The organism is Pseudomonas sp. S2_H01 (assembly GCF_054668305.1).
In genome coordinates, this window is the sequence record NZ_CP162756.1 from 6,315,149 (window position 1) to 6,334,376 (window position 19,228).

Here is a 19,228-nt window from a genome sequence, read left to right on the forward strand (position 1 = left end):
CCGAGAAGGACAGTGTCCGCCCTAGCCCACTGTCTCAGCCACCACTGCCAGCGTATCCCCGCACTGCACCAGCCCCGGAAAATGCCGGGCGGCGAGCAGGCCGCTGCGACGGGCCCGGTACTCCACAGGTGCCGCCCCGGTGCGCTTGATGTCATGCACCCGCGCGATCACCTCCCCCTTGCTCACCTCCTCACCCAGATCGCGGCACATTTCCAGCAAGCCGTCATGTTCACTTGCCATGAAGCAGTCGCCGTCGGGCATGTCGAGCATCACGGTCGGGCGCAGCGCGATGTCGCCCTCGACAATCCCCGCATGCACCAGCAGGTTATGCACCCCACGCTCGGCAATCGCCACGCTGCGGGCACTGGACGAACCGCCGCCACCGAGCTCGGTGGTCACGAACACCTTGCCCTGTTGTTCGGCGGCCGTGTCGTACATCGCGCCTGCGTCAAGCTCCAGCATGCGCATGCTGTAAGGCGCATTGAACGCGCGCATACCCGCTTCGCACTGTGCCTGCTGGTGCTTGTCCGGCAACACGTGGCAGGCGGCGAACGGCAGGAAATCCAGCGTCCGGCCGCCGGAATGGATGTCCAGTACGATGTCGGCCAGCGGCAGCAGGGTCCGCCGAAAATAGTCGGCGATCTTTTCCGTGACCGTGCCGTCCGGCTTGCCAGGAAAACTGCGATTGAGATTACCCTTGTCGATCGGCGACGTACGCCTCCCCGCCTGAAACGCCGGCGTGTTCATGAAAGGCACGATGATCACGCGCCCACTGACCTCGTCGGCACTCAGCTGTTGTGCCAGCTTGCTCAGCGCCACCGGACCTTCGTACTCATCGCCGTGATTGCCACCGGTCAACAGCGCGGTAGGCCCCGCGCCGCGCTTGATCACGGTGATCGGGATCATCACCGCGCCCCACGCCGAGTCGTCTCGGGAATACGGCAGCTTGAGAAAACCGTGCTGCACGCCGTTTCGCTCGAAATCGACGGTGGCGCTGATCGGGTTGTCGGTTAAATCATTCATGGATCAATCCTTCACCAACAGCTGACGCGGCACGTTACACAGTGTTTCGACGCCGGTGTCGGTGATCAGAATGCTTTCAGTGATTTCCAGCCCCCAATCGTCCATCCACAGGCCCGGCATGAAGTGGAAGGTCATGCCCGGCTGCAACACACTGGTGTCGCCCGGGCGCAGGCTCATGGTGCGTTCGCCCCAATCCGGCGGATAACTGATCCCGATCGGATAACCGCAACGGCTGTCCTTGTGAATGTTGAATTTCTCCAGCACGCCGAAAAACGCCTTGGCGATGTCGCCGGTGGTGTTGCCCGGTTTGGCGGCTTCCAGCCCTGCGGCAATGCCTTCCACGACGGCTTTTTCACCTTCGATGAAATGCTTGGGCGGCGTGCCAAGGTAGATCGTGCGCGACAACGGGCAGTGATAGCGCTTGTAGCACCCGGCGATCTCGAAGAAGGTGCCGGCGCCTTTCTCGAACGGCGTGTCGTCCCAGGTGAGGTGTGGTGCGCTGGCGTCGGCGCCAGTCGGCAGCAACGGCACGATGGCCGGGTAATCGCCACCGTAGCCGTCGGCGCCGAGGATACCGGTGCTGTAGATCTCGGCCACCAGTTCGTTCTTGCGCATCCCCGGTTCGATGCGTTCATAGATGCGCGCGTGCATGTTTTCGACGATGCGCGCAGCGATGCGCATGTACTCGATTTCCCGAGGCGACTTGATTGCGCGCTGCCAGTTGACCAGCCCGACAGCGTCGATCAGCGTCGCGTTGGGCAGGTGTTTTTTCAGCGACAGATACGCGGCGGCGCTGAAATAGTAATTGTCCATTTCCAGACCGATGTTCAACCCAGACCAGCCGCGCGGCGCCAGCACTTCCTGGCACAGGTAATCCATCGGGTGGCGTTCGCGGGACTGCACGTAGAAGTCCGGGTAGCCGACGATGTTGTCGTGCTGCATGAACACCGTGCGCTTGGCACCGTTGGCGTCCTGACCACGGCCGAACCACACCGGTTCGCCGTCCATCGCCAGCAACACGCACTGGTGAACATAGAACGACCACCCGTCATAGCCGGTCAGCCAGGCCATGTTCGACGGGTCGGTCACCAACAGCAACTCGATACCCTGCGCCTGCATCGACTGGCGCACCTTGGCCAGTCGCTGGGCGTATTCATCCCTTGAGAAAGGAAGATTGACGACTATCTGAGACATGCAGATGCCCTCTGTAGATGACGCACTGATAAAAAGGATGGGGAAAATTCAGCCACCGAAGCGCAGGCCCTTGCCCGCCTCCACGGCACGATCGAAAGCCAGGTTGGCGATCGCCGTGTCCTGAGCGCCGGTCCCGGTGAGGTCGCACAAGGTAATTTGATGCTCATCACTGCGGCCCGGCTTGTGCCCGGCGATGACCTGACCGAGCTCGGCGAAATTCGACTCATCGCTGACGGCGCCAGACGCCAGCGCGTGGTGCAGCTCGCCCAGCACACGGGTCTGGCTCAGGCGATCGGCGACGTAGCGATCCACCTGCGCAAGGGCCTGCGGGGCTATTTCGTTCTTGTGTTCAGCATCGGAGCCCATGGCCGTGATGTGCAAACCCGGCTGCAGGTGGCGTGCTTCGATCAGCGGCTCGCGGCTCGGGGTGCAGGTGACGGCGATGTCGACGCCGTCCATGGCTTCATCCAGGGTCTGGCAAAGGCGAATGGTCAGGCCGGACTCATCACCCAACTGCGCAGCGAAGCCTTCAGCCTTGGCGACATCCCGCGCCCAAAGGCGGACTTCTTCGATGGGCCGCACCAGCCGCAATGCCTGCAACTGCAACGCCGCCTGCTCGCCCGCCCCGATCAGCGCCACGCTGCGGCTGTTTTCGCGTGACAACCAGCGAGCCGCGACGGCGCCCGCCGCGGCTGTCCTGACGGCTGTGAGATAGCCGTTGTCCAGCAGCAATGCGTCCAGCAGCCCGGTGCGCGCCGAGAGCAGCATCATCATCCCGTTCAGGCTCGGCAGACCCAGTTTGGGGTTGTCGAAAAAGCCCGGACTGACCTTGATCGCGAAGCGTTCCAGCCCCGGCAGGTAGGCGGTCTTCACATCGACTTCGCCGTTGTGTTCAGGGATGTCCAGCCGCAGGATCGGCGGCATGGCCACCGCCGCGGTGGCGAGCAGACGAAACGCGTGTTCGATGGCGTCCACACTCGCGACATCCAGCGCGATGCAGCTGCGCAGATCGCTTTCGCTCAACAGGGTGACTTCACTCATTGATTGGCTCCGGCCAGTACACGCAGGTGTTGTTCGAGGTCCACATTGCGCCCGCTGACCACCACCACAATGGGTCCACGGGGTTCGATCACGCCATCGAGCAGGGCTGCAATCCCCACGGCGGCCGCGCCTTCGACGACTTGCCGCTCTTGAAAGTAGGCGTGCCGGATGCCGTTGCCGATCGAGGCTTCATCCAGCAGGTGAACCTGATCGCACAGCGCGCGCGTCATGGAAAAGGTCAAGCGGTTGTCCAGGCCAATGCCGCCGCCGAGTGAGTCGGCGAGGGTCGGCAACTCTTCGACGTCAACCGGGTAACCGGCCTGAAGACTGGCGTGCATGGCGGCACCGCGCTGCATGGAGATGCCGTGCAGACGAATGTGCGGGTTGGCGGCTTTCAGTGCGAGGGCAACACCACTGAACAGGCCGCCACCGGACAGCGGAATCAGTACCTGCGCGACCTCCGGGAGTTGTTCAATGATTTCCAGACCGAGAGTGCCCTGGCCGGCAATGATTGCGGGGTGATCGAACGGCGGCAGCAGCACCGCGCCCTGTTCGCGAGCCATTCGCTGCGCTTCACGTTGAGCGTCATCCTGGGATTGACCGACGATGCAGACCTCGGCGCCGAGATCGCGGATCGCCTGCACCTTGTTCGACGGCACGAGGTGCGACAGGCAAACAGTGGCTTTGACCTTCAGTTGTGAAGCGGCATACGCCAGCGCGCGACCGTGATTACCCGTCGATGCGGCGACCACGCCTTTGGCGCGTTGCTCAGTGTCCAGTTGCGCGATGGCGTTGCTCGCGCCACGCAACTTGAAGCTGCCGGTGATCTGCTGCGACTCCAGCTTCAGGTAAACCGGAACGCCCATGCGCCTCGACAGACTGGGCGAATGCTCCATGGGCGTGACCCGCACCTGCGACGCGATGCGCTGGCGAGCGAGGAAGACATCGTTGAGCTGCAACCCTGACATGACCGCGTCCCGACTGAGGTGTTGGTCGCAGTCTAAAAGCCGCAAATTGTGCTGATGAATGTACTAGGGCAATTTTCTGGAAAAACTTGCCTGGTATTCCGCATCGCTGTCTGACCTGCGAATGATCGCCTTCAAGCTGGCCAAAGGCGTGAGAGCCTGGCAAGCCAGTCTTGAATAGTGTGCATGTCCGTTATGTCGGGTGGCGCTGCTGTTTTGGTTTGTCCTAACGGCCAAACTGTTCCGCCTTCGGGGGGTAACCCGCCGAAGGCGGAACAGGTCTGGCGTTAGCCAGACCCCATGAGCGCCCCAAAACAACGGATATGCACGCGATAAAAACTTGGCTTACCAAGCCCCAAAAACCTTGGGCCAAATGCGCCTCTTGATTCACTGCATCACCTGTGGGAGTCAGCTTGCTGACGAAGGCGGCAGGTCATTCAACCGTGATGCGCCTGACCCACCGCCGGCTAAAATTCATGAATGCTCGGGTACTGCCCGAAAATCTCGCGCATGCTGGCCAGCGCATCGCGCATCTCCTCGTCGTTGCACTCGGCACCGACACACAGCCTGATGCCGCGCGCCCGGGGCACACCGCGTACGGTAAACGGGTCGGGCGATGCCACGGCGATGTGCCGCTGGCGAAGGGTTCGCACCAGACTGTCCACCTCCCAATGCTTGGGAATGCCGAGCCAGGTGTTTAGCGAGTTAGGGTGTTGGCCCTGGATGTATTCGCTCAGGTACTCGCTGACCATCGCCTGCCGCCCGTTCAACAGGCGGCGTTGCAGGCGCAGCAAGGTGTCGGCGCGGCCGTCGCGGATCCAGCGTGCGGCCACTTCGGCCATCATCGGCGTGGCCATCCAGCTGTTCACCCGCAAGATGCTTTCTGTGCGCAGCGCCAGCCGTTTGGGCACGGTCAGGAAGCCGATGCGCATGCCGGTGAGAATCGACTTGGTCATGCTGGTGCAGTAGAACGACAGTTCCGGCAGGTAATGGCTGATGGGCGGTGCCCGCTCCTCGTCGAGCAAGGGCCCGTAAACGTCGTCTTCGATGATATGCACGCCGAAACGCCGGGCAATGTCAGCGATCTCTCGACGGCGGCTGTCAGGCATCAGGCTGGTGGTGGGGTTGTTCAGGTTCGGCGTGCAGACCAGTGCCGTGATGCGTTCGTTGCTGCACATGTCCTCGAAATGCTCGGGGTCAATGCCGTGGCGGTCCATTTCCAGGCCTTTGAGCGTAAAACCCAGGACTTGCGAATCACCGATCACGCCATGGTCGGTGAGGCCTTCACAGAGCACCACGTCATCGGGGCCAGCCAGCGACGCCAGGGCCAGGAAGATGCCGTGGGCCGCGCCGTTGGTGATCAGGATGTCTTCACGCTGGACGTTCAGGCCCTGTTGCCCGATCCAGTGCACAGCGGCCTCACGATGGGATTCGAACCCGGCAATCGGTCTGCAGGCGCGGATCCACGGCTGGTCTTCTTCGGTGCTCAATTCGGCGCAGGTATCACGCCAGAAACGGTCATGTTCCCGGGTGTGCATGATCCGTGCGGTGGAGAAGTCAACCAGCGCCCGCTCGGGGCTGTCCAGAATGTACGTCGCGACCCGGTCGCTCATGCGTCGCGAGACAAAACTGCCGCGCCCGACTTCACAGCGCACCAGTCCCTGACGCTCCAGCTCTTTATAGGCGTTGGTCACGGTCTGCACGCTGATACCGACCGCATCGGCCACTTGCCGCTGCGGCGGCAAGCGCTGATCGTCGACCAGAACGGCCTTTTCAATGTCGCTGGCAATGGCCTGCACCAGAATCTTGTATTTGGATTCGCCGCCCCGGGCCTGATCCACGGCGGCTCGCCATTTCTGCATCATCGTCAGTTGCCCTTAGATTTACGCCATCACACTGAGGAGTTGCGATTCATGGGCACAGCATCTCCCGAGAATACGCTGCGGGCAATTGTCCTAGTGCAATGCCATCACGGGCAGACCTTTTGTATGCTCAATCACAGGTCGATGTAAAACTGCCATCAACGCAGTCAAACAACGTCATATCGACTGGTACTGATACGGCCTGGCCGTACGACCGGCACACAATCGCCGGCTCCAGTACGTTTGCGCTTAGCGTCACTGCCTCCTAACACAGAGCCGTTTGCAACGGGTCCACAAGAAACAGGAGATTTTATCGATGAGCCATTTTGCACACAGCGTCACCCTCCCCTTGCGTCGCCTGTTCGTGGCTTGTGCGTTGCTCGGCATGACAGCCGGCGCGCAGGCGGCGACCACCCTGGAAACGGTCAAGGCCAACAGCGCCATCCGCATCGGCTATGCCAACGAATCGCCGTTCGCCTACACCGAAACCAACGGCAACGTCACCGGCGAATCACCGGAGATCGCCAAGATCATCTTCGCCAGGATGGGCATCAATAAAGTCGATGGCGTGCTCACCGAATGGGGCTCGTTGATTCCAGGCCTGCGCGCCGGACGCTTTGACGTGATTGCCGCGGGGATGTACATCACCCCGGCCCGCTGTAAGCAAGTGATCTTCACCGACCCGCAGTATCAGTTGCCAGACGCGTTGCTGGTCGAAAAAGGCAACCCGAAAAAACTCCACAGCTACGAAGACATCGCCAAAAATCCTGACGTGAAACTGGCGATCATGGCAGGCACCGTCAACCTGCAATATGCCCGCGACAGCGGCGTGAAGGACTCGCAGATCCTGCAGGTACCGGACACCACGGCGCAGTTGCAGGCCGTCCGCGCCGGTCGTGCCGATGCTGCCGTCGGTACCCAGCTGACCATGAAAGGCCTGGCGAGCAAGGGCGGCGAGAAAGTGATGGCCGAGACCGACTTCAAGGACGATCCGTCACACATCGGTTATGGCGCCCTGGCCTTCCGCCCGGAAGACAAGGACCTGCGCGATGCGGTCAATGCCGAGTTGAAGAAATGGCTGGGCACCGAGGATCACCTCAAGACCGTGGCTCCGTTCGGTTTCGACAAGGACAACATCACGACCAAGACCGCCGCCGAGCTGTGCGGCCAGTGATCCGGTCGATCTGAACCCCGCCGGGCGCGGCTCCTGCGGACCGCGCCCATTCCCTGCGTTAACCTGAGTGTTGGGTCGAGCCATGGGCGAATTACTACCGTTGTTGCTACAGGGCGCCTGGGTCACCCTCCAGGTCACGTTTTACGGCTCGGTGCTGGCGATTGTCGCCGCGATCCTTGCTGCGTTGGGGCGCATGTCACCCTGGCTGCCGGTGCGCTGGTTTTCCATCGCGTACATCGAACTGTTTCGGGGTACGTCGCTGCTGGTGCAGCTGTTCTGGCTGTTCTTCGTGCTGCCGCTCCCGCCTTTCAATGTCGAGATGAGCCCGTTTGCGGTCGCGATCGTCGGCCTGGGGCTGCACATCGGCGCTTACGGGGCCGAGGTCATGCGCGGCGCCATCAGCTCGGTCGCCAAAGGTCAGTACGAGGCTTCGGTGGCGCTGAACTTCACCGCGTTCACACGCTTTCGCCGGATCATCCTTCCGCAAGCCCTGCTGGCGGCGATTCCCCCGGGCACCAACTTGCTGATCGAGCTGCTGAAGAACACCTCGCTGGTGTCACTGATCACCCTGTCGGACCTGAGCTTTCGTGCTCGCCAGCTCGATCAGGCCACCTTCGAAACCCTGAAGATTTTCAGCCTGGCGCTGATCATGTATTTCGTTCTGGCGCAGGTGATCAACTTCGCCATGCGTCGCTTCGAACGCCGCCTGAGCCGTGGCCGGATGCGCGGAGGGCTGTCATGAACAACTTTTTCGACTGGCAGTACGCGCTGCAGATCCTTCCCCAGTTGCTGCGCGCCTCCCTCAACACGCTGGGCATCACCCTGATCGGCTTCCTGATCGCCATCGTGCTCGGTCTGTTCCTGGCCATCGGACGTCGCAGCAAGCGCTACTGGCTGTCCTGGCCGACGACGCTGGTGATCGAGTTTATTCGCAGCACGCCGCTGCTGATTCAGGTGTACTTCCTGTATTACGTGCTGCCTAACTACGGCGTCAGCATGAGCGCCATGCAAGTGGGGATCATCGGCATCGGCGTGCATTACGCCTGCTACATCGCCGAGGTCTATCGCAGCGGTCTGGACGCCGTACCCCGCGCCCAGTGGGAAGCGGTTACCGCGTTGAACATGACGCCCTACATCGCCTACCGCAACATCATCCTGCCCCAGGCGTTCCGGCCGATTCTGCCGCCACTGGGCAACTACCTGATCGCCATGCTCAAGGACACCCCGGTACTGTCCGCCATCACGGTGGTAGAGATCATGCAGCAGGCGAAAAACATCGGGTCGGAAAGCTTCCGTTATCTGGAGCCGATCACCATGGTCGGCCTGTTCTTCCTGGCTTTGAGTATCGTTCTGGCCTATCTGGTACGGCGCCTCGAATGGCGCCTGGAGCTACGCTAATGACTTCTACCGTATCCAACGCATCGGCTGCCTTTGCGCAACGTCAACAGCGCTCGCCGATCGCGCACCCACATGAGGCCCACGCCATGCCCCTGTCCGACGCGGCCCAGCCTCTGGTGAGTTTCAAGGACGTGACCAAGCGTTACGGCAACTTCACCGTGCTCGACAACCTCAACCTGGACGTCGCGCCCGGCGAGAAAGTCGCGATCATCGGCCCCAGCGGCTCAGGTAAATCCACCCTGCTGCGGGTGCTGATGACACTCGAAGGCATCGACGAAGGGCAGATTTACGTCGATGGCGAATCCCTGACCCACATGCCGGGTCGTGGCGGGCTGCTGGTCCCGGCCAATGACCGCCACATTCGTAAAGTGCGCGGCAAGATCGGCATGGTGTTTCAGAGCTTCAACCTGTTCCCGCACATGACCGCGCTGCAGAATGTCATCGAAGCGCCGGTGCATGTGCTGGGCATGAATGCCAAGCAAGCCCGCGAACGTGCCGCCGACCTGCTGGAACTGGTCGGCTTGGGCGCCAAGCTCGAGCACTATCCTTCGCAGCTTTCCGGTGGTCAGCAACAGCGCGTCGCCATCGCGCGCGCATTAGCCATGCGCCCCAAGGTGATGCTGTTCGACGAAGTGACCTCGGCGCTCGACCCCGAACTCTGCGGTGAAGTGCTCAACGTAATTCGCAAGCTCGGCGCCGAACACAAGCTGACCATGCTGATGGTCACCCACCAGATGGGGTTTGCACGGGAGTTCGCCGACCGCGTGTGTTTCTTCTACAAGGGCCAGATCCACGAGCAGGGTTCGCCGTCGCAGATCTTCGAGAACCCGCAACAGGAACGCACCTGTGCATTTCTGAGCGCCGTCAAAGAGGCGAACTGAGCGCAAGGCGCGCTCAGGCCTTGCTGTTCGCCATGCGCTTGAGTACCACCACCATCGCCACGCCCAGCCCGGCCATGCCCAGCAGCAAGGCCGGGTAGCTGATCCACCAGGGAATCGGCATGGTCATCATGCTGTATTCCGACATCCCGCCGATGCCCGCCAACAGGTTCAACGGCAGGAAGACCACGTTGATCAACGTCAGCTTGCGCAACAGGTTGTTGGTGTTGTTGTTCACCAGATTGCCGCGGGCGTCCATGAGGCTGGCGAACACCGTCGAGTAGATCTTCGCCTGCTTATGGCACTGCTCGTTCTCGATGATCATGTCCTCGATCAGGCTCAACCTGTCGCTGGAAAACTGATGCTTGTGGGCATGATTGCGCAGGCGGGTCAGCACCGAGCCGTTGCTGTCGATGGCGTTGATGTAATAGACCAGGCTTTCGCTGAGGTTGAACATCTGCACCAGATGGCGGCTGTCCATTGAGGCATTGAACTGCTGTTGCAGTTCACGGGCAATCATCTTGATGACCTTCAGGTGCCCCAAGTAATGGTGGATGTTGTGAAACAGTACTTCGAGCACGACATCCAGCGGCTCACTCATGGGACGAGAATGCGCCAGATCGCTGATCTGCTTGTCATCCGCGCAGATCAACACCATCTGCTCCTGAGTCAGTAACAGCCCGAACGAGGACACGTCGAAACAGAAGCTGTCCTGGCCCGAATAGTTTTCCGGGCGCTTCCAGATCATGAACAGCGCGTTGGGATGAAACTCGATGCGCGAGACCTCGTCAGGGTCCAGTGCCGACGCCAGCGCGTGATCATCGAGATGAAAGCGCTCCAGCAGCATCGCCTTCTCGGCCGGGTCGGGATGACTGAACCAAAGCACGCTCGCGTCCTGTTCAGTGCACTCGCGCAAGGTGCCCGCCTCGAGGCGGTGGTACTTGATCAAGGCCTCAGCTCGCCAGACCGCGACGCTTGACGTCCAGTCGGCGTATGAACTCTTCGAGGACCAGAACGTAAAGATCGTCCTGCAGCCAGGCGTCTTCGATGCCCGCGTCCAGGTTGGGGTTGTCGTTGACCTCGATCACCACCACCCGTTCGCCCGACTGCTTAAGGTCGACGCCGTAGAGGCCGTCGCCGATGAGGTTGGCGGTCCTGACCGCCAGATCCACCACCGCTTTTGGCGCATCGTGAATGGCGAGCGTACGGCATTCGCCATTGATGTCAGTGGCGGTGGCCTTGTGGTTGTAGATCTGCCAGTGCCCTTTGGACATGAAGTACTGACAGGCAAAAATCGGTTTGCGGTTCAGCACCCCGATCCGCCAGTCATATTCGGTGTACAGGTACTCTTGCGCCAGCAACAAGACCGAGTGCTCGAACAACGTGCTCGCCGCCTCCTGCATCTCCTGAGCGTTCTGCACCTTGATAACCCCTTTGGAGAAACAGCCGTCGGGGATTTTCAGCACCAGCGGAAACCCCAGGCGGCGGGCCACCTGCTCAAGTTCATCGGGTCGTTCCTTGTACAGCACCTCCGTGGCGGGCATGCCCAGGTCGTGACGCTTGAGCAAGTCGGTCAAATACACCTTGTTGGTGCAGCGCAGGATCGAGGCCGGATCGTCCATCACCACCAAGCCCTCGCTTTCGGCTTTTTTGGCAAACCGGTAGGTGTGGTTGTCGACGCTGGTGGTTTCACGAATCAGCAATGCGTCGTACTCGGCAAGCCTGGCGTAGTCCTTTTTCTCGATCAGCTCGACGTCGACGCCCAGTTGCTGGCCAACGCGGATGAAGCTCTCCAGGGCTTTTTGGTTGGAGGGCGGCAATACCTCCTGCGGGTCGTGCAGGATCGCCAGGTCATAGCGGAACGTGCGGCGCGAACGGGGCTGGCGCCAGATCTTGCGGCTGAAGCTGTCCAGCGATTGGGCGAACTGGTCCTGCTGATGATCACGCAAGCGGGTCATGGACCCCGTCTTGATCCCTGTGATGTGCCAGCTGTCGCGCTTGCGAAATTCCACCAGCAGAATCGGTGCGGGAAAGGCTTCGAACACTTGCCTGGCCAGGTCCTGCAACGGCACAAGATCGGTCTGCCCGAAGTAAAGGGTCAGGGTGAAACCTTCAGTGTCATCGTAGGGGTGGTCGCGTAGCGTGTGCTCCAGACGTTTATCAAGATCATCCAGCGACAGGCTGTACAGGGATTTACGCGTCAGCTCGCTGATGGTCTTCACCGACGGAATGACGTTGTGCCCCCGCGCTTCGGCCAGTAACGAACAGTAATAACCATGCCCCAGGTAGCGATAGCTGCGACACAGATTGATCACCTGGACCCGTTTGCCAGCGGTGCCTTGCACGGGGTTTTCGAGGTAGTCCTGCGCCGTGATGAGGTCTTCGCTGGGCAAGTAGGAGGACCAGTCCTCAAGACGCTCCACCACAATGAGCAACTGACTCTGGCCAGTGACGGCACGCAGCGATTCAATATTAAAAGTTGCTGAACGTTGAGCGTGTGTTAATACTTCGGTCTTCACCGGCACCGCATTCATGAGTGGATCCTTCGGGAAACAAGTCCTTTCTATAAAACATGGCTTTGTAGAAATGTCCCGTTTCGTTACTCACTCTTTACGGTCGCCGACATGAACTTTATATATCGCCTGGCCCAACTGTCCGATGTGGATGAACTGTTGGCCTTGGAAAATCAATGTTTTGAAACGGATCGCTTGAATGCGCGCAACTTTCAGTGGATGGTCAGTCGTGCCAACGCTTGCCTGTTGGTGGCCGAGGCCGATCATCATCTGGCGGGTTACGCGCTGGTCCTGTTTCATCGCGGCACCTCGCTGGGCCGGCTTTACTCCCTCGCCATCAGTGAACGCGCGCGCGGCCAGCGACTCGGTCAGCAGTTGCTTGAGCGGGCCGAGCAGTGCGCGGTGAGTCGCGAGTGCGCTTACCTGCGCCTTGAAGTGCGGCCGGATAACCCCTCGGCGATCCGCCTGTATGAGCGCAACGGCTATCGCCTGTTCGATCACATCGACGACTACTACGCGGACCATGCGCCGGCGCTGCGCTACGAAAAGCGCATCCGCGATTTCGCCGTGAGCGTTCCCCGACAAGTGCCCTACTACGCGCAGACGCTTGATTTTAGTTGTGGCCCCGCGTGCCTGCTGATGGCCATGAAGGCCTTGCAGCCAGAGCGTTCCATGCAGCGCCACGAGGAGGTGCAGCTCTGGCGAGAGGCGACCACGGTGTTCATGACGTCAGGCCATGGCGGTTGCAGCCCACAAGGCCTGGCATTGGCGGCGTTGCGGCGCGGCTTCGAGGTCGGGCTTCAGGTGTCGGTCAGAGGCCCGCTGTTTCTGGCAGGCGTGCGCAGCGAGGAAAAACGCGAGGTCATGCGCCTGGTGCACGAGGAGTTCAGTCGCGAACTGGCCGGCAGCCGAGTGCGCCATTTGGGCAGCGCTGCACTCAACCTGGATCACTTACAAGCCAGCCATGCGCTCGCGCTGGTCCTGATCAGCAGCTATCGGCTGACCCGCTCCAAGGCCCCACACTGGGTGCTGGTCGCCGGTTGCGACGCAGACTTCGTGTACTTGCATGACCCTGATGTCGATCACAGTCAGCAACGTCGAGCGATGGATTGCCAATACATGCCGGTCAGCCATCAAGCGTTCGTGGGCATGAGTTGTTTCGGTGCAGACAAACTTCGCGCTGCGGTGGTTTTATATCCGCCGGACGCCACCGTTGTATAAGTCGCGTCATGCGTTTCATCGTCCGCGTAAAGAGATCGTCGTATTCATTGCGACGTAGCGCATTAACGGGATCAATAGCGTTTCTGCCTGCGGGCGTCTTGATGGATGATCAACGTGGATCACTCAGTCATCGGTCTGATTATTGTTTCTGCAATATCGGTGTTTGGCATTTCCGCTTTTTACTTCGACTTCGTGCACCCCAACCGTAACCGAAGTCACGACAAACATGACAGATGACAACGATTTGCATCGGACCCTTTCAATAACGACGTCGTGAGCTGTGCAACAAGGCATAACGCCAATCACCCGCTACGCTTGCTCTGTTGACGCTTGCTTTAGACATCGCTCGGGGGAGTTGAACCATGCTCATAAAATGGGTTGTGGCTGCGTTGCACTTGCTGGCTTTCGGCTTTGCGTTGGCGGCGGTTCTGGCGCGAGGGCGGGCGCTGCGGCGGCTGCGCACCGACGACCCGCGCTCTTTTCGCGATGTGTTTGTGGTTGACAACATTTGGGGCGTATCGGCCGGGCTACTGCTGATCACAGGCGCATTTCGGGCGTTTGGCGGGCTGGAAAAAGGCTCGTTCTATTACCTGCATCAGCCGCTGTTTCACCTGAAAATGACGGCATTCATCGCGATTCTCGCGCTGGAAATCGTGCCGATGTTCGCCCTGATCAAATGGCGCATCGCGTTCAAGCGAAACCAGCCCATCGACACCTCCCGCTCACGGCGTTTCGCGCGGATCAGCCACATGGAAGCGGCATTGATGGTGATCATCGTCATCGCGGCGACGGGGATGGCGCGGGGGATATTGTTGAGTTGACGGTCGGGCACACTCTTTTTGATCGTGCCCACGCTCCGCGTGGGCATGCAGCCCTTGACGCTCTGCGTCAATGCGCCTGGGACGCGGAGCGTCCGGATCGGGGTTACCACGCAGAGCGTGGGAACCATCAACACAAAGCACGCTGATCGACAGATTGCTGTCTGTGCCTGGGTGAGCGTGAGAACGATCAGCTCACCCAGAAAAACATCAACGCCAGGTTCGCCGCCGAGATCAAGCCGAACAACCCCCAGGCCAGTGTCTTGGTCAGGGCGTTGTTGGCGAACGGGCCCATCAGTTGTTTGTCGCTGGTGAAGCGAATCAAGGGCCAGAGCGCAAACGGCAGTTGCAGGCTGAGCACGACCTGACTGAGCACCAGCATCTTGCCCACCGCGCCGTCACCGAACCAGATGACGCCAATCAGCGCCGGAATCAACGCCAGTCCACGGGTGATCAGGCGGCGCTGCCAGCAGGGGATCTTGGCATTGAGGAAACCTTCGAGCACGACCTGACCGGCGATGGTGCCGGTAAACGTCGAGCTCTGTCCCGCCGCCAGCAACGCAACACCAAACAGCACGCTGGCGAGTGCGCCGCCCACCAACGGGTCGAGCAGGTGGTAAGCGTCCTGGATTTCCACCACATCGGCATGACCGGTGCCGTGGAACGCGGCAGCGGCGAGGATCAGGATCGCGGCGTTGATCACCAACGCCATGCTCAACGAGGCGATCGTGTCGACCCGCGCGTAGCGAATTGCGCTGGCCTTGCTCTCCACGGAGGTGCCGTTGACCCGGGTCTGCACCACCGATGAGTGCAGGTACAGGTTATGCGGCATGACAGTGGCGCCCAAAATACCGATGGCGATGTACAGCGGCTCCTGATGGCTCAGCACATCCCATGACGGTTTCAGCCCGGCAACGACGTCCGGCCAGAACGGTTTGATCAGTACCAGCTCGATAAAGAAGCAGGTGGCGATGGTCGCGATCAGACCCAGCACGATCGCTTCGAGACGGCGGAAGTTGGCGCCTTGAAGCGCGAGCACGATCACGGTGTCGAACGCGGTCAGGGCCACGCCCGTGGTGATCGACACCCCCAGCAGCAGGTGAAACGCCAGCGCGGCGCCAAGCACTTCGGCAAGGTCGGTCGCCAGAATCGACAGTTCGGCCAGAATCCATTGCCCCATCCCGACCCGGTGGCTGTAGCGCTCGGCGGACAGTTGGGCGAGGTCACGGCCGGTGGCGATGCCCAGCCGCGAACACAAATTCTGCAAGACCATACCCGACAGGCTGGCCAGCACCACCACGAACAGCAGCGCATAGCCAAAGCGCGAGCCCGCCTCGATGGCCGTGGCCCAGTTGCCAGGGTCCATGTAGCCGATGGAGATCAGCAGGCCGGGGCCGACGAACAGCATCATTTTGCGCAGGAAGGAGGCGTTGGCCGGAATGGCCACGCTGTCAGTCACGGCTGAGGGGCAGAACGGAGCGGTTGCGGTGGTCGGGAGTCTGTATTTCACGGGAGTCCGGCAAATGCTATTAATCAGCCACGGAGCTTAAACTCGCAGAAATGTTTTGTCTTGAATCTCTGTAAAAGCTCTAACATGCGTCGTCCCACGGATCTGGAAAACAATAATGTCCTCCCCGTCTCACACCTTTGGCACCTCTGGTGCCCCGCAAACCTCCACCGATGGCGTCGACCCGGTTCGCGCCGCGCTGATTTCCGCCCGCATCGACCGTCTGCCCGCCGTGGCAACGGTCTGGAAGCTGGTGGCGCTGCTGTCCATTGGCGGTTTCTTCGAACTGTACGACCTGTTCCAGACCGCCTACATCAGCCCGGGTCTGATTCGCGCCGGTCTTTTTGCAACCGGTGCGCAAGGCGTATTCGGTTTCTCCGATCAGGCTGCCTTCGCGTCGGCGACCTTTCTGGGCCTGTTCCTCGGCGCCAGCTTGCTCAGCCCGATTGCCGACCGGTTCGGCCGCCGCGCGATTTTCACCTTCGCGTTGATCTGGTACACCATCGCCACTGTGCTGATGGGCATGCAGACCTCGGCATTGGGCATCATCTGCATGCGTTTTCTGGTGGGCATCGGCCTGGGCATCGAACTGGTGACGATTGACGCCTACCTGTCGGAACTCGTGCCTAAACGCATGCGCAGTTCGGCGTTCGCGTTCGCCTTCTTCATTCAGTTTCTGTCGGTGCCCTCGGTGGCGCTGATGTCTTGGTGGCTGGTGCCGCAAGACCCGTTCGGCATCGCCGGTTGGCGCTTCGTGGTGCTGGCCAGTGCCGTGTTCGCGCTGTTCATCTGGTGGCTGCGCTCGCGGCTGCCCGAGTCACCTCGCTGGCTGGCTCAGCACGGGCGCTTCGCCGAAGCCGAAAAGATCATGGATGACCTCGAAGCACGCTGCGTGAAGGATCACGGCAAGGCGTTGGACGAGCCGGAAACCCACAACGTTGCGGTCGAAGGCAAAGGCCGATTCGCCGACATCTGGCAGCCGCCCTATCGCCGCCGCGCCTTGATGCTGATCGTGTTCCATGTGTTCCAGGCCATCGGCTTCTTCGGCTTCGGCAACTGGCTGCCCGCGCTGCTTTCGGGGCAAGGCGTGAGCGTGACGCACAGCCTGGCGTACGCCTTCATCATCACCCTCGCCTACCCACTGGGCCCTCTGCTGTTCGTCAAGTTCGCCAATCGCTTCGAGAACAAATGGCAGATTGTCGGTTCCGCTCTGGGCGCGATGGTCTTCGGCACCCTGTTCGCCCAGCAAAGCACAGCGGCCGGGCTGATTGTCTGCGGGGTGATGATCACGTTCTGCAACGCCTGGCTGAGCTTCGCGTACCACTCGTATCAGAGCGAGCTCTTCCCTACCAACATCCGCGCCCGCGCCGTGGGGTTCTGCTACTCGTTCAGTCGGCTTTCGACCGTGTTCAGCAGCCTGCTGATCGGGATGTTCCTCGACCACTTCGGCACGCCCGGCGTGCTGACGTTCATCGTCGTCAGCATGCTGATCGTGATCATCACCATCGGCGCCTTCGGCCCACGGACGCGCAACCTGGCACTGGAAGACATTGCCCACCGCTGAGGCTTTTTATCCCACGACCCGGGCATCCATGTGCTTGACTCCTCCAACCACTATCACCTTTGGCTGGAGGAGATCATGAGCGGATCACGCCCCGAAAACCCGGACGTCAATGCGCAGGACGTGACCTTTCCGGAAACGGTTCCCGACCCTGTGGAGCCGGACTGCGACCCGGTCGACGAGGGCTGTAACCCCGAGACCGGCTTTGAACCGGGCACCGAAATGGTGCCGGAGAAAGGGGATTTTCATTCCAGACCGGAACGTTAAGGGTTGCCAACAAACAGACCTGAGGGAGTGAGCGTGCGCACGAATTCGGCAGGTCAGGCACGTTGATCGTGACTGGCGCTACGCTTCGTGAGCAAGCTCACGCCCACAGGGTATCCGGATGGCATTCACTGCTGCCGGGGGTGAACGATTGTCTACCTAACGAATCCCCAACCGCTTCGCCAGCCGGCTGAGATTCGCCCGGTCCAGGTTCAACTCACGCGCCACCTCGGCCCATTTGCCCTGATGGCGCGCCAACGCATCGTTGATCACCCCTGTCTGAAACGCATCGACGGTTTCCTTCAGCCCTTCTCCCGGCTTGACCACCGGTAAGGCACCTGCAAACGTTGGTTGCGCGGTGGCGGGCACCTGCACGTCATCTTCCAGTCCCAGCGCCTGTGGCTCGATGGTGAGAATTCGCGGCCTTTGAGCGTGGCTCGACAGCGCCTTGAGCACGGCGCGGCTGATCAAGTGCTCCAGCTCACGGACGTTGCCCGGCCATGGGTACGCCATGAGCACCTTCTGCGCTTCGGGGCTCATGCGCAGGCTGCGCAGCCCCATCCGCGCGCGGTTCTCTTCCAGAAAGTAACCGGCCAGCAGCAAGGCGTCGCGGCCCCGATCGCGCAAGGGAGGCACCACCAGCGGGTACACGCTCAAGCGGTGATAGAGGTCGGCACGAAAACGCCCGGCGCGGACTTCTTCGGCGAGGTCGCGGTTGGTCGCGGCGATGATGCGCACGTCTACGTGATGCTCCTGATCGGAACCGACGCGCTGCAATTGCCCGCTCTGTAACACCCTCAGCAGCTTGGCTTGCACTGGCAGCGGCAACTCCCCCACTTCGTCGAGGAAGATCGAGCCGCCATCGGCGAGCTCGAACTTGCCGCTTCGCCCACTCACAGCGCCCGAAAACGCGCCTTTGACATGCCCGAACAACTCGCTCTCGACCAGCATCTCGGGCAGCGCGGCACAGTTAAGACTGATCAACGGCTTCTGCGCACGTGGCGATTGCAGATGAATAGCCTCGGCCACCAATTCTTTGCCGACGCCCGTTTCACCGGTGATCAGCACGGTCAGCGGGCTGTTGCCCACCAGCTGGATTTCTTGTTGCAGGCGTTTATGCACCGCGCTTTGTCCGATCAGCTCGCGTGGCCCTCGCCCGCCAGCCGCCCGCTTGTAGACCTCGGCCAGCTGCCGCTGGTCTTCAAAACTGCGGGCCAACTGGTTGATGCGCTCACTGGCCATCACGGTGGCCGCCGCCAGACTGGCGAACGCCTGCAGATTGTCCAGGTCCACGCGGCCAAAACTGGAGGGGTCCAGCGAGTCCAGTGTGATCAAGCCCCACAATGTGTCCTGCACATACAGAGGACAGCCCAGACAATCGTGAACTTCCAGATGCCCGTGCAGCCCGTCCACCAGCCCGTCATAGGGGTCCGGCAAGTCACAGTCAGTGGAAAAACGCGTCGGCTCGCGGTTCTGCGAAATGATGTCCAGACGCGGGTGTTCGCCCAAACGGAAACGGCGCCCCAGCGTGTCCGGGCTCAAACCCTCGACCGACAGCGGCACGAACACATCGTCTTCGAGCTTGAGCAGTGCAACGGCATCGCACGGCAACAGCTGACGCAACGAGCGCAACAGACGGCGGTAGCGTTCGTCATCCGGCAGATCACGAGAGAGGTCGGCCACCAGAGGGACAAGCGCCAGCAACAAGGGATTGGTCATGCGCACTCCAGATGCAGCGATCCAGATCAGGAAGGTGAAAACGCGGTCATTATGACACCCGTGCGGGTTAAAACGACAGCGAGCCCTAGA

Annotated in this window: 17 protein-coding genes; 8 read left to right on the top strand and 9 right to left on the bottom strand. The window is 60.9% G+C overall.

All coding sequences use genetic code 11. The annotated features are described in order from the left end of the window. Nucleotides 1-21 precede the first annotated feature (21 nt). From doeB to ehuR, 5 genes are all read right to left on the bottom strand, one after another. The gene (doeB, locus tag AB4N84_RS28480; protein ID WP_460044320.1) at nt 22-1,023 is read right to left on the bottom strand and encodes a N(2)-acetyl-L-2,4-diaminobutanoate deacetylase DoeB; all 1,002 of its coding nucleotides are present in this window, start codon (nt 1,021-1,023) and stop codon (nt 22-24) included. A gap of 3 nt (nt 1,024-1,026) precedes the next feature. After that, nucleotides 1,027-2,217, bottom strand: a complete 1,191-nt coding sequence (gene doeA / locus AB4N84_RS28485; RefSeq protein WP_460044321.1) for an ectoine hydrolase DoeA — start codon at nt 2,215-2,217, stop codon at nt 1,027-1,029. A 48-nt stretch (nt 2,218-2,265) separates the two neighbouring features. Further along, nucleotides 2,266-3,258 carry an ectoine utilization protein EutC gene (gene eutC, locus AB4N84_RS28490; protein WP_460044322.1) on the bottom strand — a complete coding sequence of 331 codons (993 nt, stop codon included), beginning with the start codon at nt 3,256-3,258 and terminating at the stop codon, nt 2,266-2,268. Beyond that, entirely contained in the window at nt 3,255-4,226 is a 972-nt protein-coding gene (eutB, locus tag AB4N84_RS28495; RefSeq protein ID WP_074753316.1) for a hydroxyectoine utilization dehydratase EutB, read from the bottom strand. Before eutB ends, eutC begins: the two co-directional genes overlap by 4 nt. 464 nt (nt 4,227-4,690) lie before the next feature. Further along, complete coding sequence (gene ehuR / locus AB4N84_RS28500) at nt 4,691-6,085, bottom strand: MocR-like ectoine utilization transcription factor EhuR (RefSeq protein WP_460047167.1); 1,395 nt, start codon at nt 6,083-6,085, stop codon at nt 4,691-4,693. Nucleotides 6,086-6,401: 316 nt separating this feature from the next. On the opposite strand from ehuR, the gene ehuB reads away from it, so the two are divergent. The 4 genes from ehuB to ehuA all read left to right on the top strand — a co-directional run bounded on the left by ehuB (nt 6,402) and on the right by ehuA (nt 9,538). Then, the gene (gene ehuB, locus AB4N84_RS28505) at nt 6,402-7,259 is read left to right on the top strand and encodes an ectoine/hydroxyectoine ABC transporter substrate-binding protein EhuB (protein ID WP_460044323.1); all 858 of its coding nucleotides are present in this window, start codon (nt 6,402-6,404) and stop codon (nt 7,257-7,259) included. 82 nt (nt 7,260-7,341) lie between these two features. Beyond that, entirely contained in the window at nt 7,342-8,001 is a 660-nt protein-coding gene (ehuC, locus tag AB4N84_RS28510) for an ectoine/hydroxyectoine ABC transporter permease subunit EhuC (protein ID WP_460044324.1), read from the top strand. Continuing rightward, entirely contained in the window at nt 7,998-8,657 is a 660-nt protein-coding gene (gene ehuD, locus AB4N84_RS28515) for an ectoine/hydroxyectoine ABC transporter permease subunit EhuD (protein WP_460044325.1), read from the top strand. Before ehuC ends, ehuD begins: the two co-directional genes overlap by 4 nt. A gap of 86 nt (nt 8,658-8,743) precedes the next feature. Next, a complete protein-coding gene (gene ehuA / locus AB4N84_RS28520) occupies nt 8,744-9,538 on the top strand; it encodes an ectoine/hydroxyectoine ABC transporter ATP-binding protein EhuA (protein WP_074753493.1) in 795 nt (264 codons plus the stop codon). Nucleotides 9,539-9,551: 13 nt separating this feature from the next. On the opposite strand, the gene AB4N84_RS28525 is transcribed toward ehuA, so the two are convergent. Both AB4N84_RS28525 and AB4N84_RS28530 read right to left on the bottom strand, forming a co-directional pair. Further along, nucleotides 9,552-10,484: a magnesium transporter CorA family protein gene (locus tag AB4N84_RS28525; RefSeq protein ID WP_460044327.1), complete on the bottom strand. Its 933-nt coding sequence runs from the start codon at nt 10,482-10,484 to the stop codon at nt 9,552-9,554. A 4-nt stretch (nt 10,485-10,488) separates the two neighbouring features. After that, nucleotides 10,489-12,069, bottom strand: a complete 1,581-nt coding sequence (locus AB4N84_RS28530; RefSeq protein WP_074753321.1) for a RimK family protein — start codon at nt 12,067-12,069, stop codon at nt 10,489-10,491. A gap of 90 nt (nt 12,070-12,159) precedes the next feature. Between AB4N84_RS28530 and AB4N84_RS28535 the strand changes: the two genes are divergently transcribed. Together AB4N84_RS28535 and AB4N84_RS28540 are read left to right on the top strand one after the other, a co-directional pair. After that, complete coding sequence (locus AB4N84_RS28535) at nt 12,160-13,269, top strand: peptidase C39 family protein (protein ID WP_460044328.1); 1,110 nt, start codon at nt 12,160-12,162, stop codon at nt 13,267-13,269. 362 nt (nt 13,270-13,631) lie between these two features. After that, nucleotides 13,632-14,090 carry a DUF2214 family protein gene (locus AB4N84_RS28540; RefSeq protein ID WP_074753323.1) on the top strand — a complete coding sequence of 153 codons (459 nt, stop codon included), beginning with the start codon at nt 13,632-13,634 and terminating at the stop codon, nt 14,088-14,090. Nucleotides 14,091-14,277: 187 nt separating this feature from the next. Here AB4N84_RS28540 and AB4N84_RS28545 read toward each other — a convergent pair whose 3' ends face one another. Beyond that, a complete protein-coding gene (locus AB4N84_RS28545; protein ID WP_244165847.1) occupies nt 14,278-15,534 on the bottom strand; it encodes an Nramp family divalent metal transporter in 1,257 nt (418 codons plus the stop codon). Nucleotides 15,535-15,712: 178 nt separating this feature from the next. Between AB4N84_RS28545 and AB4N84_RS28550 the strand changes: the two genes are divergently transcribed. Continuing rightward, on the top strand, nt 15,713-17,158 hold the full coding sequence (locus tag AB4N84_RS28550) for an MFS transporter (RefSeq protein ID WP_074753325.1): 1,446 nt from the start codon (nt 15,713-15,715) through the stop codon (nt 17,156-17,158). 75 nt (nt 17,159-17,233) lie between these two features. Further along, nucleotides 17,234-17,422 (top strand): hypothetical protein, encoded by a 189-nt coding sequence (locus AB4N84_RS28555; protein WP_460044330.1) that lies wholly within the window; start codon nt 17,234-17,236, stop codon nt 17,420-17,422. 156 nt (nt 17,423-17,578) lie between these two features. On the opposite strand, the gene norR is transcribed toward AB4N84_RS28555, so the two are convergent. Further along, on the bottom strand, nt 17,579-19,138 hold the full coding sequence (gene norR / locus AB4N84_RS28560; RefSeq protein ID WP_460044332.1) for a nitric oxide reductase transcriptional regulator NorR: 1,560 nt from the start codon (nt 19,136-19,138) through the stop codon (nt 17,579-17,581). Nucleotides 19,139-19,228 lie beyond the last annotated feature (90 nt).

Excerpts from the sequence above, each read along its gene's own strand:
- doeB (WP_460044320.1), bottom strand. The coding sequence starts at position 1,023 with ATGAATGATTTAACCGACAACCCGATCAGCGCCACCGTCGATTTCGAG.
- doeA (WP_460044321.1), bottom strand. The coding sequence starts at position 2,217 with ATGTCTCAGATAGTCGTCAATCTTCCTTTCTCAAGGGATGAATACGCC.
- eutC (WP_460044322.1), bottom strand. The coding sequence starts at position 3,258 with ATGAGTGAAGTCACCCTGTTGAGCGAAAGCGATCTGCGCAGCTGCATC.
- eutB (WP_074753316.1), bottom strand. The coding sequence starts at position 4,226 with ATGTCAGGGTTGCAGCTCAACGATGTCTTCCTCGCTCGCCAGCGCATC.
- ehuR (WP_460047167.1), bottom strand. The coding sequence starts at position 6,085 with ATGCAGAAATGGCGAGCCGCCGTGGATCAGGCCCGGGGCGGCGAATCC.
- ehuB (WP_460044323.1), top strand. The coding sequence starts at position 6,402 with ATGAGCCATTTTGCACACAGCGTCACCCTCCCCTTGCGTCGCCTGTTC.
- ehuC (WP_460044324.1), top strand. The coding sequence starts at position 7,342 with ATGGGCGAATTACTACCGTTGTTGCTACAGGGCGCCTGGGTCACCCTC.
- ehuD (WP_460044325.1), top strand. The coding sequence starts at position 7,998 with ATGAACAACTTTTTCGACTGGCAGTACGCGCTGCAGATCCTTCCCCAG.
- ehuA (WP_074753493.1), top strand. The coding sequence starts at position 8,744 with ATGCCCCTGTCCGACGCGGCCCAGCCTCTGGTGAGTTTCAAGGACGTG.
- AB4N84_RS28530 (WP_074753321.1), bottom strand. The coding sequence starts at position 12,069 with ATGAATGCGGTGCCGGTGAAGACCGAAGTATTAACACACGCTCAACGT.
- AB4N84_RS28535 (WP_460044328.1), top strand. The coding sequence starts at position 12,160 with ATGAACTTTATATATCGCCTGGCCCAACTGTCCGATGTGGATGAACTG.
- AB4N84_RS28540 (WP_074753323.1), top strand. The coding sequence starts at position 13,632 with ATGCTCATAAAATGGGTTGTGGCTGCGTTGCACTTGCTGGCTTTCGGC.
- AB4N84_RS28550 (WP_074753325.1), top strand. The coding sequence starts at position 15,713 with ATGTCCTCCCCGTCTCACACCTTTGGCACCTCTGGTGCCCCGCAAACC.
- AB4N84_RS28555 (WP_460044330.1), top strand. The coding sequence starts at position 17,234 with ATGAGCGGATCACGCCCCGAAAACCCGGACGTCAATGCGCAGGACGTG.
- norR (WP_460044332.1), bottom strand. The coding sequence starts at position 19,138 with ATGACCAATCCCTTGTTGCTGGCGCTTGTCCCTCTGGTGGCCGACCTC.